Origin of the sequence: Methylobacterium brachiatum (assembly GCF_900113845.1) — a bacterium.
Taxonomy (GTDB): domain Bacteria; phylum Pseudomonadota; class Alphaproteobacteria; order Rhizobiales; family Beijerinckiaceae; genus Methylobacterium; species Methylobacterium brachiatum.
Window position 1 is genome coordinate 17,542 of sequence record NZ_FOQW01000014.1, and the last position, 14,413, is coordinate 31,954.

Annotated in this window: 12 protein-coding genes and 1 pseudogene; 9 read left to right on the top strand and 4 right to left on the bottom strand. The window is 71.3% G+C overall.

Annotated features, from left to right (window positions below):
* The first annotated feature begins 21 nt into the window (after positions 1-21).
* The 8 genes from BMZ47_RS18765 to BMZ47_RS18800 all read left to right on the top strand — a co-directional run bounded on the left by BMZ47_RS18765 (position 22) and on the right by BMZ47_RS18800 (position 9,107).
* Positions 22-933: a cobalamin B12-binding domain-containing protein gene (locus BMZ47_RS18765; RefSeq protein ID WP_091863763.1), complete on the top strand. Its 912-nt coding sequence runs from the start codon at positions 22-24 to the stop codon at positions 931-933.
* 30 nt (positions 934-963) lie between these two features.
* Entirely contained in the window at positions 964-2,409 is a 1,446-nt protein-coding gene (gene ppsR, locus BMZ47_RS18770; protein ID WP_091863764.1) for a transcriptional regulator PpsR, read from the top strand.
* Positions 2,410-3,018: 609 nt separating this feature from the next.
* Entirely contained in the window at positions 3,019-3,903 is an 885-nt protein-coding gene (chlG, locus tag BMZ47_RS18775) for a chlorophyll synthase ChlG (protein WP_091863765.1), read from the top strand.
* A 293-nt stretch (positions 3,904-4,196) separates the two neighbouring features.
* The gene (locus tag BMZ47_RS18780; RefSeq protein WP_425285075.1) at positions 4,197-5,435 is read left to right on the top strand and encodes a BCD family MFS transporter; all 1,239 of its coding nucleotides are present in this window, start codon (positions 4,197-4,199) and stop codon (positions 5,433-5,435) included.
* Positions 5,436-5,439: 4 nt separating this feature from the next.
* Positions 5,440-6,654: a geranylgeranyl diphosphate reductase gene (locus BMZ47_RS18785; protein ID WP_091863766.1), complete on the top strand. Its 1,215-nt coding sequence runs from the start codon at positions 5,440-5,442 to the stop codon at positions 6,652-6,654.
* Positions 6,651-7,151: a TspO/MBR family protein gene (locus BMZ47_RS18790; protein WP_091863767.1), complete on the top strand. Its 501-nt coding sequence runs from the start codon at positions 6,651-6,653 to the stop codon at positions 7,149-7,151. Before BMZ47_RS18785 ends, BMZ47_RS18790 begins: the two co-directional genes overlap by 4 nt.
* The gene (locus BMZ47_RS18795) at positions 7,151-7,498 is read left to right on the top strand and encodes a hypothetical protein (RefSeq protein WP_007560945.1); all 348 of its coding nucleotides are present in this window, start codon (positions 7,151-7,153) and stop codon (positions 7,496-7,498) included. The genes BMZ47_RS18790 and BMZ47_RS18795 overlap by 1 nt, the downstream gene beginning before the upstream one ends.
* A 22-nt stretch (positions 7,499-7,520) precedes the next feature.
* Positions 7,521-9,107: a c-type cytochrome gene (locus tag BMZ47_RS18800; RefSeq protein ID WP_091863768.1), complete on the top strand. Its 1,587-nt coding sequence runs from the start codon at positions 7,521-7,523 to the stop codon at positions 9,105-9,107.
* Positions 9,108-9,292: 185 nt separating this feature from the next.
* Here the strand turns inward: BMZ47_RS18800 and BMZ47_RS18805 are convergent.
* A pseudogene (locus tag BMZ47_RS18805) lies at positions 9,293-9,589 on the bottom strand (GIY-YIG nuclease family protein).
* Between the two features lie 316 nt (positions 9,590-9,905).
* Between BMZ47_RS18805 and BMZ47_RS18810 the strand changes: the two are divergent.
* Positions 9,906-10,079 carry a YqaE/Pmp3 family membrane protein gene (locus BMZ47_RS18810; protein WP_091863769.1) on the top strand — a complete coding sequence of 58 codons (174 nt, stop codon included), beginning with the start codon at positions 9,906-9,908 and terminating at the stop codon, positions 10,077-10,079.
* 9 nt (positions 10,080-10,088) lie between these two features.
* Here the strand turns inward: BMZ47_RS18810 and BMZ47_RS18815 are convergent, their stop codons facing one another.
* The 3 genes from BMZ47_RS18815 to BMZ47_RS18825 all read right to left on the bottom strand — a co-directional run bounded on the left by BMZ47_RS18815 (position 10,089) and on the right by BMZ47_RS18825 (position 14,413).
* Positions 10,089-11,243 (bottom strand): sensor histidine kinase, encoded by a 1,155-nt coding sequence (locus BMZ47_RS18815; RefSeq protein ID WP_091863770.1) that lies wholly within the window; start codon positions 11,241-11,243, stop codon positions 10,089-10,091.
* 61 nt (positions 11,244-11,304) lie between these two features.
* Positions 11,305-12,777 carry a L,D-transpeptidase family protein gene (locus BMZ47_RS18820; RefSeq protein ID WP_091863771.1) on the bottom strand — a complete coding sequence of 491 codons (1,473 nt, stop codon included), beginning with the start codon at positions 12,775-12,777 and terminating at the stop codon, positions 11,305-11,307.
* Between the two features lie 460 nt (positions 12,778-13,237).
* Positions 13,238-14,413 (bottom strand): MFS transporter, encoded by a 1,176-nt coding sequence (locus tag BMZ47_RS18825; RefSeq protein ID WP_091863772.1) that lies wholly within the window; start codon positions 14,411-14,413, stop codon positions 13,238-13,240.

Below are 14,413 nucleotides of genomic sequence, written 5' to 3' on the forward strand. Positions count from 1 at the left end.
CCGCTTCTGGGAGGGATGCCGATGGGAGACTGGAGGCATTTCGGTGAGCGTCTGGATCCTGGGCCGGTCGCCGGCGGCTGCGGCACGATGAGCGACGGGCGGTCGTCCTTCGCGGACGGCCCGCGGGTGCGCCACCAATCCATCCCGCGCCCCGCCGCGGACGACAAGGCGGTGCCGGACGCGCTGGCCCGCCTGGTCGAGGCGGAGATCCTGCCCCGGCTGATGCTGGCCCACCGGCCCGCCGGCCGCCGCGCCCAGGCCGACCGGGCTCCGAGCCCGGACGAGATCGCGGCCTTCAGCGCCCTCTTGCTCACCCCCGGGCCGATCGACCTCGACAGCCAGGTCTCCGCCCTGCGCGAGGGCGGGCTGCCCCTGCCGCGCCTGCTCCTCGACCTGCTCGCCCCGGCGGCGCGCCACCTCGGCGAGCTCTGGGAGGACGATGTCTGCGACTTCCTCGCCGTGACCGAGGCGCTGGGCCGGCTGCAGGCGGTGAGCCGGCGCCTCTGCGCGCAGCTCGAGGACGAGTCGGTGCCGGCCAACGGCCGCAGCGTGCTGCTGCTGCCCTGCCCCGGCGAGACCCATCATTTCGGCCTGTCGATCGTCGCGAGCTTCTTCCGCGAGGCCGGCTGGGACGTGACCACCGCGGTCCCCGGGCCTGGGGTCGATCCCCTGAACCTGCTGCGCACCGAGTGGTTCGACGTGGTCGGGCTGTCGCTGTCCTGCGACGTGTTCCTGCCCGCCCTGACCGTTACCGTGGCGGATGTCCGGCAAGCCTCCAGCAATCCCCAGGTCCGGGTGATCGTCGGCGGTCCGTATTTCGCCCGCTACGGCGGCGAGGCGGGCATCGTCGGCGCCGATGCCTGTGCACCGGACGGGTGCCTGGCGCCGGCCACGGCCGAAGCGTTGCTGGACAGACGCGCCCTGGCCTGCTGAAAGGGTCCAAACTACAACCATCACATTACGGTGACCGTGACGCCCCAGCCTCACCCCACCCCGCAGCCGCCCCCTGCGGCGCTGCTCCAGGTGGCCGGCCACCTCGATGGAGAGGCGGTCGGACGTCTGGTCGCGGCCTCGGCCGACCTGTCCCTCGTGGTCGATGCCGACGGGGTGATCCGGGACGCCACCGCGGCGGCCGATCTGGAAGCGGAGAACATCCCCGGCTGGCTGGGCCGGCGCTGGATCGACACCGTGACGGTCGAGAGCCGGCCCAAGGTGGACGCGCTGCTGCGCGACGCCCAGACCGGCGGCATCACCCGCTGGCGGCAGATCAACCACCCCTCCCCCAGCGGCATCGACCTGCCGATCCGCTACGCCTCGCTCCGCTCCGTGGAGGGCGGGCCGATCCTCATCCTCGGCCGCGACATGCGCGCGGTGGCCGCGCTCCAGCGCCGGCTTACCGATGCCCAGCAGGCCCTGGAGCGCGACTACGACCGCCTGCGCGCCTCAGAGGCCCGCTACCGGCTGCTGTTCCAGATCTCCGGCGAGCCGGTTCTGGTCGTCGATGCCGGCACCCGCCGGGTCGTCGAGGCGAACCCCGCCGCCGCGCGCCTGCTCGGCCGCCCGGCCAAACGGCTCGCCGGCCAGGACGCCGTGGACCTGTTCGAGGCCGGCAGCGCCCGCTCGCTGGAGGCCCAATTCGCCGCCTTGCGGGCGACCGGCCAGGCCGGGGAGGTGCGCGCGACCCTTCCGCACGGGCGCGGCGAGGTGACGGTCTCGGTCTCGCTGTTCCGCGGCGAGGGCGGCCCGAGCGCGCTGATGCGGCTGGTGGCCGATCCGGCCGCCGCCGAGGCGAGCCCCGACCAGGAGGCCCCGACCCGGGCGGTGATCGAGGCGATGCCCGAGGGCTTCGTGGTCACCGATTCCACCCGCCGGGTGCTGATGGCCAACGCCGCCTTCCTGGAACTGGCGCAGCTCGCCACTGAGGGCCAGGCCCGGGGCCGGCCCCTCGACCAGTGGCTCGGCCGCGAGGATACCGAGGCCCAGGCCCTGTTCGCCAGCCTGCTCGATCACGGCTCGGTCCGCCGCTTCGCCACGGTGATCCGGGGGACTTATGGCGGCGTCGAGGATGTCGAGGTCGCGGCCGTCTCGGTGCCGGGCTCCCGGCCGTGCCTCGGCTTCGCGATCCGCTCCGCGCCCCGGCGGATCCCCGAGGGCCGGCTCGCCGGCAGCCGCGACGTGCCGCGCTCGGTGGAGCAGATGGCCGAGCTGGTCGGCCGGGTCTCGATGAAGACCCTGGTCCGCGAGACCACGGACCTGATCGAGAAGCTCTGTATCGAGGCGGCCCTGCGGATCACCCGGGACAACCGCGCCTCCGCGGCCGAGATGCTCGGCCTCAGCCGCCAGGGCCTCTACGCCAAGATGCGCCGCTACGGCGTCGGCGACCTCGACGCCCCCGGCGAAGACGATTGATTCCTGTTGCGGTTCAGGATGCGGGGTCTTCGGCCTGGCTTGGGCCGTGGCGACGATGGGATGGGCGGGATCGCCAGCCCATCCCCTCATCCTTGGGCGCCCGAGCCGTAGCGTAGGCCTCGAAGCAGTCGTCCAGGGATCGCGCGGCCGGCTGGAGGGCTCCTGTGCAGCGGCTGCGCAGCCTATCGGGATGCGGGCGCGATAGGGACGCCCGGGTGGGCCGCTGCAAATCCCACGGTCATTGCGAGCGTAGCGCAGCAACCCAGGGCGACGGGCGGCGCCCGATCGGGGCAGAGCCCGTGGGCCGGATGCCGTCGGCGCATCCGCACCGATCCGGCGCAGACGCGGCCGTGAGGGCGGGATCGCCCGTGCGACTCGTCGAAGAGTTGCTGCGGCAACCCCGGGCAGACTCTTCGAAGGCTAAGTTTAAGAACTTCTACCCTTCGACGAATCGACCATCCCTTGACACGATCGTGTCCGGCCAAAGCCGGTATTGGATTTTGTATTCGTCGGCATGCTGGGGCGCTTTGTTCGCCAAGCCGGATCGACATTTTGCCGCGAAGTGTAAATCCAGCTTGACACGCCCGGTCGCCCCGGTAGCGTGCGGGGATGGCTACCACGCCCGCCCCGAGCGCCGTCGTCGAGCTTCTCAAGCCGATCACTTGGTTCGCGCCGATGTGGGCGTTCGCCTGCGGGGTGATCTCGTCCGGGCAGCCGGCCCACGGGCAATGGCCGGTGATCGCCGCGGGCGTCCTGCTCGCCGGGCCGCTGGTCTGCGCCACCAGCCAGGCGGCCAACGACTGGTTCGACCGGCATGTCGACGCGATCAACGAGCCGGGCCGGCCGATTCCGTCCGGGCGGATCCCGGGGCGCTGGGGCCTCTACCTGGCCCTCGGCTGGACGCTGCTGTCCCTTCTGGTCGCTGCCGCGCTCGGGCCGTGGATCCTGGGAGCCGCCCTGTTCGGGCTGGTGCTCGCCTGGATCTATTCCGCCCCGCCGTTGCGTCTGAAGAAAAACGGGTGGTGGGGGAATGCCGCGGTCGGGCTCTGCTACGAGGGCCTGCCCTGGTTCACCGGCGCCGCCGTGATGGCCGCCGCCCTGCCCGACCGGCGGGTGCTGCTCGTCGCCCTGCTCTATTCCATCGGCGCCCACGGGATCATGACGCTGAACGACTTCAAATCCGTGGAGGGGGACCGGCGGATGGGGCTCCTGTCCCTGCCGGTCCAGATGGGCACCGACCGGGCCGCCCGCTTCGCCTGCTTGGTCATGGCCGTGCCGCAGGTCGTGGTGATCGGCCTGCTGCTCGCCTGGGAGCGCCAGGGCCACGCCGCCCTGGTGGCGGCCCTGCTCGCCGGCCAGGTCGCCCTGATGGCCCGGTTCCTGAAGAGCCCGCGCGAGCGGGCGGCCTGGTATAACGGCACCGGCACGACCCTCTACGTGCTCGGCATGCTGGTCGCCGCCTTCGCGCTGCGGCCGCTGGTGGTAGGGGCGTGATGCGCGAGCCCGGTTCGAGCACGGATAGCGTCGCGGCCTTCCCTCCCCCCTCTGCGGGGGAGGGTACCCTGCGCAGCATCGGGGGAGAGGGGCAGCGCGATGCTGCAAGATCGCACGCCCGTCGCGACCCTTCCAGCAACGTCGCTCCCCTCTCCCGACCCGGCCTGACGGCCGGCCCACCCTCCCCCGCAGAGGGGGGAGGGATAACCGCGGCGGATGCCGCTGGCCTGGGCTGGCCCCAGATCGTCCGCCTCGGCCTGGTCCAGACCGCTTTGGGCAGTGTCGTCGTGCTGATGACCGCCACCCTCAACCGGGTGATGGTGGTGGAGCTGGCCCTCCCCGCCCTGGTGCCGGGGTTCCTGGTCGCCCTGCACTACGCCGCGCAGGTGCTGCGCCCGCGCTGGGGCTACGGCTCGGACCGGAGCGGGACGCGCACGCCCTGGATCGTCGGCGGCATGGCCGCCCTCTGCCTCGGCGGGTTCGGGGCGGCCTGCGGCACGGCGCTCGCCGCCACCGATCTCGCGCTCGGCCTCGCGCTGGCGGCCCTGTCATTCCTGTGCGTCGGGATCGGCGCCGGGGCAGCCGGGACCTCCCTGCTGGTGCTGCTCTCGGGGGGCGTCGCACCGGCCCGGCGGGGGGCGGCCGCCACCATCGTCTGGGTGATGATGATCCTGGGCTTCGCCCTGACGGCGCCGCTCGCCGGCCACTTCCTCGATCCGTTCTCGGGCCTGCGCCTCGTCGCGGTCTCCGGCTCGGTCTCGGCCATCGCCTTCACGGTGGCGGTGCTGGCGCTGGCCGGCGTCGAGCGGCGCCTGCCGGTGCGGGCGCCGGAGCCCGAGGCGGCCAAAAAACCGTTCTTCACGGTGCTGGGCCATGTGCTCGCCGATCCCGTGGCCCGGACCTTCACGATCTTCGTCTTCGTCTCGATGCTGGCCTACAGCGCCCAGGAGCTGATCCTGGAGCCCTATGCCGGCCTGACCTTCGCCATGAGTCCCGGGGCCACCACCAAGCTCGCCGGGCTGCAGCATGGCGGGGTGCTCGCCGGGATGCTGCTGGTCGCCGGCGTGACGCTCGCCGCCCGCGGCACCCCCCTCGCCTCCCTCCGGCTCTGGATCGCGCTCGGCTGTGCCGGCTCGGCCGCCGCCCTGTTCGCCTTGGCCGCCGGCGGCGACCTCCTGCCCCTGCGGCCGGTGGTGTTCGCGCTGGGGGTCGCCAACGGCGCCTACGCGGTCGCCGCCATCGGCTCGATGATGGCGCTCGCCGGCCGCGGCGACGCACGGGAGCGGGGCACCCGCATGGGTGTCTGGGGCGCGGCCCAGGGCATCGCCTTCGGGGCCGGCGGCTTCCTGGGCGCCGCCGCCGTGGATGCGGTGCGGCTCATCACGGCCGAGCCGGTCCAGGCCTACGCCGCCGTCTTCGCCGCGGAGGGAATCCTGTTCCTCGTCGCGGTGGTGCTGGCCCTGCGGCTCGAGCCCGTCCGGGCCCCGGGCCGCGGTTCCGTCCCGCTCAGTCCCATCCTCGGCGCGAGGTGACGCGATGGCTCGGTTGCATGGTGATGCGTCCTACGACGTCGTCGTGGTCGGCGGCGGGCCCGCGGGGGCCACGGCAGCGACCGAGCTGGCCCGGGCCGGGCATGCGGTGCTGCTCCTCGACAAGCCCGGCCGGATCAAGCCCTGCGGCGGCGCGATCCCGCCCCGGCTGATCCGCGACTTCGCGATTCCCGATTCCCTGCTGGTCGCCAAGATCCGCTCCGCCCGGATGGTGGCGCCGAGCGGCAAGGCCGTGGACATGCCGGTGGGCGAGGGCTTCGTCGGCATGGTCGACCGCCAGCATTTCGACCCGTGGCTGCGCGCCCGGGCTCAGCAGGCCGGCGCCGACCTGCGCGAGGCGGCCTTCGACAAGATCACCCGGCCGGATGACAGCCTGCCGCTGGTCCATTTCACCACCGGCAAGGGCGAGGCGCAGGCCCGCCACGTGGTCCGGGCGCGGCTGGTGATCGGCGCCGACGGGGCCTGCTCGCCGGTGGGCCGGGCCGAGGTGCCGGGCCACGACCGGATGAAACAGGTCTTCGCCTATCACGAGATCGTCCGGGTGCCGGCCGCGGACGCGCCCGGCGGCGACGCCGTCGATGGCGCCCGCTGCGACGTCTACTATCAGGGCCGGCACTCGCCGGATTTCTACAGCTGGATCTTCCCGCACGGGGAGACGGCGAGCATCGGCACCGGCAGCGCCAAGAAGGGCTTCTCGCTGCGCTCCTCGATCCGGGCGCTCCGCGTCGCCACCGGCCTCGACGGTGCCGAGACGATCCGCCGGGAGGGCGCGCCCCTGCCGCTCAAGCCGCTCAAGCGCTGGGACAACGGCCGCGACGTGCTGCTGGCGGGCGATGCCGCCGGCGTCGTCGCCCCGGCCTCCGGCGAGGGCATCTACTACGCGATGCTGGGCGGCCAGCTCTCCGCGGAGGCGGCCAAGAGCTTCCTGACCACCGGCGATGTCCGGGCGCTCGCTCTGGCCCGCCGCCGCTTCATGAAGCTGCACGGCCGCGTGTTCTGGATCCTCGGGATGATGCAGTGGGTCTGGTACCGCAGCGACGGCCTGCGCGAGCGGTTCGTGTCGATCTGCCGGGACAAGGACGTCCAGCAGCTCACCTGGGACAGCTACATGAACAAGGAGCTGGTCCGCGCGAAGCCCGCCGCCCACGCGCGGATCTTCTTCAAGGACCTCGCCCACCTGTTCCGCTGGGTCTCCCCGTGAGCTTTTTGGGCTCCGAGGGCTGGGGGCCGCCCGCGGTCGCGGCCGTGGCGGCGATCCTGGTGGCCGTGGCCGGCGGGGTCGCGACCCGGACGGATGCCTGGTACCGGCGCCTGCGCGTCCCGGCCTGGAAGCCGCCGGACTGGGCCTTCGGGCCGGTCTGGACCGTAATCTTCCTGCTCACCACCATCGCGGCCGTGATGGCCTGGAACGGCGATCCCGATCCCATCGCCCGGCTGCTGCTGGTTGCCGCCTACGCGGTGAACGGCGTGCTTAACATCGCCTGGAGCGTGCTGTTCTTCCGGTTCCGCCGGCCCGACTGGGCGCTCGCCGAGGTTGCCGCCCTGTGGCTGTCGATCGCCGTGCTGGTGCTGGTCACCGGCCGGGTCTCCGCCGCGGCGGGGCTGATGAACCTGCCCTACCTCGCCTGGGTCAGCGTCGCCGCCTGCCTGAACCTGCGGATCGTGCGCCTCAACGCGCCGTTCCGGGGGCTCGCCTGATGGACGCCCTGTTCGCCTCGGGCCGGATCGTCGACGCGATCCTGGCGCTGGTCGCCGCCGAGGCGCTGCTGCTGGCCTGGCTGGCGCGGCGCCGGGGCGTGGCCCTGCCGGCGCTGCTGGCCAACCTCGTCTCCGGGGCGGCCCTGATGCTGGCCCTGCGCGCCGCCCTCACCGGAGCCGGCTGGCCCGTGGTCGCAGGCTGGATGCTGGCGGGCCTCCTGGCCCACCTCACCGATCTCGGATTTCGGTTCCGGGCGGGCGCCACGGCGCATCGCCGCACCCCGTTGCAGCCAGGAACAACGCCGCAAAGCGCCGCGTTCTCGGCCAGCACCCTGGAAAACCTATAAAGACGGCTCGGGAGCGGTCGCCATGCAGCGCACGAATGCCCTCTCCTCCGGCCGCGCCGCGGCCCCGATCCTGGCGGGCCTGCTGCTCGCGTTCCCGGCCCTGGCGCAGGACAGTTCCGACCCGGTGGAGCGCGGCAAGTACCTCGTGACCATGGGCGATTGCGCCGCCTGCCACACCGCCCCGGGCGGCAAGTTCCTGGCCGGCAACTACGCGCTCAACATGCCGTTCGGGGTGATCATGACCCCCAACCTCACCCCCGACAAGGAGACCGGGCTCGGCAACTGGAGCTACGAGGATTTTGATCAGGCGTTCCGGCACGGCTACAGCAAGAATGTCGGCTACCTGTACCCGGCCTTCCCGTTCGGCTGGTTCACGAAGGTGACCGACGAGGACACCAAGGCGATCTGGGCCTATCTCCAGTCGGTTCCGGCGGTGAACGAGAAGCGGCAGGAGAGCCAGATCCCGTTCCCGTTCAGCGTCCGCACCGCGCTCGTGACCTGGCGGACGGCCTTCTTCACCGACGAGCGGTTCAAGCCCGATCCGAATGCCAGCGCCGAGGTGAACCGCGGCGCCTATCTCGTGGAGGGGCTCGGCCACTGCGCCATGTGCCACAACGAGAACAAGCTCGTCGGCAATTCGAGCTTCGCCGGCCGGTTCGGCGGCGGCGTGATCGACGGCTGGTACGCCCCCAACATCACCCCGGACGGCCACCAGGGCATCGGCGCCTGGACCGACGAGCAGGTGGTGACCTACCTCAAGACCGGCACCGCCCCGGGCGACCGCCCCGGCGTCGCCGCCGGCCCGATGCGCCAGACCATCATGGAATCCCTCTCCAAGGTGAAGGAGGAGGATTTGAAGGCGATGGTCGCCTACCTGCGCACGGTCCCGGCCAAGCAGACCTACAAGCCCAAGGATCTCGCCGCCTTCGACACCGCCGACGCGCCGGGCGCCTCGACCTACCTGACCTACTGCTCCTCCTGCCACCAGCCCAACGGCAAGGGCATCGAGGGCGCGGTGCCGGCTCTGGCCGGCAACACCTCGGTGATGTCGGACGGGCCCGAGACGGTGCTGCGGGTGATCTATGGCGGGCTGGCCGCCCAGAGCGGCTACGCCCCGATGGTCGCGATCGGCCAGCAGATGACCGATGTCGAGGTCAAGAACGTCACCGACTACATCCGCAATTCCTGGGGCAACAAGGCGCCCCCGGTGACCGGCAGCAAGGCCTCCGAGGCCCGGGCCGCCACCAAGACCATGCTGGCCGGCACCGCCCCCTGCGCCGAGATCGAGCAGGACACGCTGAAGGCCGCCTTCGACAAGGTCGGCGTCGCGGCGACCCTCACCGGCCTGAAGCAGCAGGATTTCGTGCCGACCCTGGTCCGCCTTGTGCCGCAGATCAAGGCGGCCGACACGGGTGCCAACGACGACGACTTGGTCAACGCCCTGACCACCGCCTTCTGCAAGGTCGGCCGCGACGATCCGCAATACGCCAACCCGAGCTGGCCCGCGGTGATCGGCTCCTTCGCCAACGTCGCCTACAGCCAGGTGAAGAACCCGGAGAAGCAGGCGGCGAACGTCCCCACCGCGACCACGCCGCCGGCGAAGAACTGATCGGTGTGAGGATCAACTCGGTCATCCCGGGGCCGCGCAGCGGAGCCCGGGATCCAGAGCCGCCGAGTGATCCGAATCCGTCGGAACGCGGCGGCTGAGAGTCCTACAACCGCGGCGGTTCTGGATTCCGGGCTCGCCTGCGGCGCCCCGGAATGACGGGGAGGATTCGACAAGCGCCGTCGGCGTCAGCCGGTCCAACCGGCGAGCGTACCGTACAGGTCCGACCAATCCGGATTCATCTCCTCGATGAGCCGGATCTTCCAATCCCGGCGCCACTTTTTCAGCGCCTTCTCGCGCTCGATCGCCTCGATGATGCGGTCGTAGGATTCGTACTAGACGAGCCGCGTCACGCCGTAGGTCGCGGTGAAGCTGGGGCTGTGCCGGCTCCGATGCTCGTGGACCCGGCGGGCCAGGTTGTTGGTGACGCCGATATACAGCGTGCCGTGCAGGCGGCTTGCGAGCATGTAGACATGGTAGGCCATGCGCGGCCGGATTCCGATGACGGGTCGATCAGACGAGATCGCCCATTTTCTCGCAAGCCTGAATGACACCCACCCCGTCATTCCGGGGCGCTGCAGGCGAGCCCGGAATCCAGAAACTCCGCGATTGCAGGATCGAGCAGCCGCGCGCCGAACTCTTTCGGACGCCGCGGCGGATCTGGATTCCGGGCTCCGCTGCGCGGCCCCGGAATGACGAAGAGGGTGTGGCACGAGCCGCACGGCACCCCTCCCCCGGGAACGGACAAGGCCGAGCTTCGTTTGAGCCGGAATCCCTCAGGCTCTGAGCCCCGGAGTGCCCGTGTCCAGCCTCGTTCGTATCCTGCTCGCGATCTTCATCCCGCCGGTGGCGGTGCTCGTCACCACCGGGTTCGGCATCCAGTTCCTGCTGAACATCCTGCTCTGGGTGCTGGGCTGGCTGCCCGGCACGGTCCACGCCCTCTGGCTGATGAACCGCGAGCGGCCGCTGCTCTGACGGGCCGCCTCAAGTGGCGGGCGGCAGATCCGGGAAAGTGATCGTCACGCGCACGCCGGCGTCGCCGCGGATGTCGAGCGTGCCGTCGATCTGCTGAACCAGGGACCGGATCAGGCTGAAACCCAGCGACCCCTCGCGCGGGCCAGCCATCCCGACCCCGTCGTCCCGGATCGCCAGCGCGACCCGGCCCGGCCGGTCCCGGCGGAGCCCGACCGCGATCGTGCCGGAGCGGCCGGACGGGAAGGCGTACTTGATCGCGTTGGTGATGAGCTCGGTGAGCGCCAACCCGAGCGGGATCGCCGTGTCGGCGCTGATCGCGATCCCCGGCTCCACGGTCGCGTCCAGGCGGATGCGGTCGTCGCCGTCGGCCATCGCGGTGAGCGCGGTGCACAGGTCGGTGACGTAGCGGCCGGCATCGACCTGCTGGACATGGTCCGACCGGCTCAGCAGATCATGCGCCCGCGCCATGGCGTTGAGCCGCTCCTGGGTCTCGTCGAACAGGGCCGTCACGGCCGGATCGGGGTGGCGTCGTCCCTGGAGGCGCAGCAGGGCCCCGGCGATCGACAGGCTGTTCTTGGCCCGGTGGTTCACCTCGACCAGCAGCATCTCGCGCTCGGCCGCGAGCTTCGTCAGCCGGTCGTTGGCCGCCTCCAGCGTGCGGGTCCGCTCGGCGACGCGCTCCTCCAGCTCGGCGGCCAGCGCCTTCAGCCGCGTCTCGGCGTCGAAGCGCCGGGTGATGTCGAGGTACGAGAGAAAATGGTTGGTGACGCTGCCCTGCCCGTCATCCAGCGGGCTCGCGAACAGCATCGCCCGGTAGCGCGTGCCGTCCTTGCGGTACTGCTCGATCTCCAGGGTCGCGCTGCGGCTCTCGCGGATCGCCGCCTCGTAATCCCGGATCGCCGCGGGGTCGGTCCCGGGCCCGTTCATGAAATGCGGGTCCTGCCCGAGCAATTCCTCGGGATCGTAGCCCGACAGCTCCACCATGGCCTGGTTGGCGAAGATGATCGGGTTGCCCGGCAGGGCCGCATCCGTGACCATCATCGGCATGCGGGTGAGCCGCACCGCGTCGACGAAGATCCCCCCGTGCTCGCGGATCGCCTCGACGTGACGCTCCGCGAGCCGCCGCGCATCCGTCTCGTCGAGGCCCGGCTGGAAGTCGTTCATGGGTGACCGTAGGCCGGGAGCGCGCCCCTGCCAAATCCCGGTCGCCGGCCCCGGCAGCCGATCAGGGCTTGGCCTTGGCCTCCGGCTCGCCCTTGCGCAGGGCGAGCTTTGCGTCGGCCTTGGTCTCGGCCTTCGCCTCGACCTTGGCGGTCTTCACCGGGTGCGGCTTGGCCGCCGCTTTCGGGGCGACCGCCCCAGCGGCCTGCGCCGGCTTGGCCGCGTCCGGCACCACGGCGGCATCCACCGCCGGGGTGGCGGGGGCGGGCTTCTCCTTGTCGAACAGCGAGCCGAGCAGCTTCTGGTAGCTGGCCGGATCGCCGTCGGCATCGGCGACCGCGATCCGGGCCGGCTTCTCGGAGACCGACGCGGTGGTTTCGACCCGGTCGGGCTCGGCCCGGTTGGCCATGAGCGTCGCGACCGCGGGCTTCTGGCCCCGGACGGGCTTGGCGGCGGCCTTGGACGGCGCCGGCTCGGCGGCCGCCATCATGGTCGGTTGGCCCTTCGGTCCGATCTCGATCTCCTGCGGCCCGGCTGCCAGGGTCTCGGGCCGGCTGACATCGCCGAGATTGTGCCGGCCGAACTCCTTGGCGTCGTAGGGCAGCACCGTCTCGGTGCCGCCGAGGCTCGCGAAGGCGCTGGCATTGTTCTGTGGGCGGAACACCGGGTTCTGGCCGCCATCTTGGTAGACGACCCGCACCGCCGGGGTGCCCTTGGCCACGAGCTCGGCGACCTCGCGCTCGTCGCGCTCGCGCTTCTCGGCCACGACCGGGTCGACCTTCGGCTTGCACGAGCCGGCCGCCGCGTCCGAGCCGCCGAACACGTATTTGGTGCCACACTGGCCGACCTTCGGCTCCTCACGCAGGGCCTCGAAATAATCCGAGCCCTCCTTGAGGTTCTGCCAGAACGGCATGTTCGGGTCGTTGCGGAACTTGGCCATGTTCTGGGCCGTCATCCGGAACGGGTAGGACTGGAACTGGAAGCTGCGCTGCCCGCCGATGAACGCCTCGCGCGCCACCGCGTAGATCTCCGCGATGGTGGCGTCGGTCATGGCGAAGCACCCCGCCGACGAGCAGGTGCCGTGGACCATCAGGTACTTGCCGGTGCGGCCGTTGGCGCGGTCGACGGCATTCGGGAAGCCGGTGTCGAACGAGAGGTAGTACGAGGAATTCGGGTTCATCAGCCCCGGGGTGATCGTGTAGAACCCCTCCGGCGCCTGCCGGTCGCCCTCGCGGACCTTCGGGCCCAGCTGGCCGGACCAGCGGCAGATCGGGTAGGTCTTCAGCAGGGCGTAGCGCCCGTCGCTGCCGCGCTTCCAGACCTCCATCTCCGCTTCCTTCTTGTAGGCGCGGATCAGGATCGGGTCGGATTGCTGCATGCCCTTGGTCTGCATCAGGGCCAGCGTCTGGGGCGCGATCGGCGCGATGCTGCGCGCGGTCGGGCCGCTGATCCCGGAGCCGTCCTGGCAGCCGGCCAGAGCAAGGGCCAGCAGGGAAGCGGCCGCCAGCAGTCGCGCAGTCGCGAGACGCGCCGTCATGGGGAACCTCGTCGTCTTCGTGCCCCCGACGGCCTTTTGATAGCCGACATCGGGGGCCACTCCCCAACCCAATAGGCTCGTTAAGCTTGCACCTTTGTTACCGCAAGCGCCCGGGTGCAACACTGCACCGGAGTCTCCGGTGGACGGCGATGCTGCCGGGCCTGCGGGAGAAGGCCTTTTGGGCCGGATCTGCGGCGACGAAAATTCTTTCCCCACGGCTTCGTAGGCTGCTCAGACGCACATCCCTCATCATCGTCGGCGCGATCGTAGCTCTGTTGCGCACCATGCACTGACGGACCGGGTTTCCAAAGGGCTCAGCCCTTTGGCGGGGTCTTGGGGCGGAGCCCCGATGGCATCGAGCTACGCTCGACCCAGGGCTCTGCCCTGGACCCGCAAAAGGTCCCGGACCTTTTGAATCCGGGACCTCCAAGGGTGGCTGCAGGCCCCTGATCCGAAGAGATCATCCGCAGCTCGCCGCCGCGGTGGCGCGTACCCGTCCGTCCCGGCGCAGCCACAGCAGGAAGGCGAGGCCCAGCGCCGCCAGGGCGGCGCCCGCGAGGGGCACGGTCGTGTAGCCGAGCCCGGCATCGATCACGCCGCCGCCCACGGCCGCCCCGATCGCGTTGCCGAGGTTGAACGCGCCGATATTCATCGCCGAGGCGAGGTTGGGCGCTCCGCCGGCCTTCTCCATCACCCGCATCTGCAGGGGCGGCACCAGGGCGAAGCTCGCCACGCCCCAGAGCAGGATCAGCAGCGCCGCGCCGCCCTCCAGGCGCATGCCCCAGGCGAACAGGGCCAACACCACGACCAGCCCCACCAGCGACCCGATGATCGTGCCGTCCACCGAGCGGTCGGCCAGCTTTCCGCCGAGCCAGTTGCCGATTGTCAGGCCGACCCCGAACAGCATCAGCATCGCGGTGATGAACGGCGTCGTCGCGCCGGTCTCGGTCCGCAGGATCGGCACGATGTAGGTGAACACCGTGAACATCGCGCTGGCGCCGACCACCGTGAGTGCCAGGGCGGCGAGCACCGGGCCGCGCCCGAGCACGCGCAACTCGGCCCGCATATCGTCCCGGGCCTCGACCTTCAGCTCCGGCAGCGCGAGGCGCAGGGCCAGCATGGCGACCACGCCGACGCCCGCGATGCCCCAGAACGCCGCCCGCCAGCCGAGCACCTCGCCGATCCAGGCGGCGAGCGGCACGCCCCCGATCGTCGCCACCGTCAGCCCCGAGAACATCGACGCCACCGCGGCGGCCCGGTGCTCCGGCGGCACGATCCCGGCCGCCACCACCGAGCCGATGCCGAAGAAGGCGCCGTGGTTCAGCGCGGTGACCAGCCGGGCGACGACCAGCATGGCGTAGCTGTCGGCGACGGCCGCGAGCAGGTTGCCGAGGGTGAAGATCGCCATCAGCCCGACCAGCAGCCGGCGCCGGGGCACCCGCGCGGCGGCCAGCGTCATCACCGGCGCCCCGACCTGGACGCCGAGCGCGTAGGCGCTGACCACGAGACCGGCCGCGGGAATCGAGGTCTTCAGATCGCCGGCGATGAGCGGCAGCATGCCCATCGGGGTGAATTCCGTGACGCCGATGCCGAAGGCGCCGATCGCCAGGGCCAACAGGGGAGGATTGATCGCCAT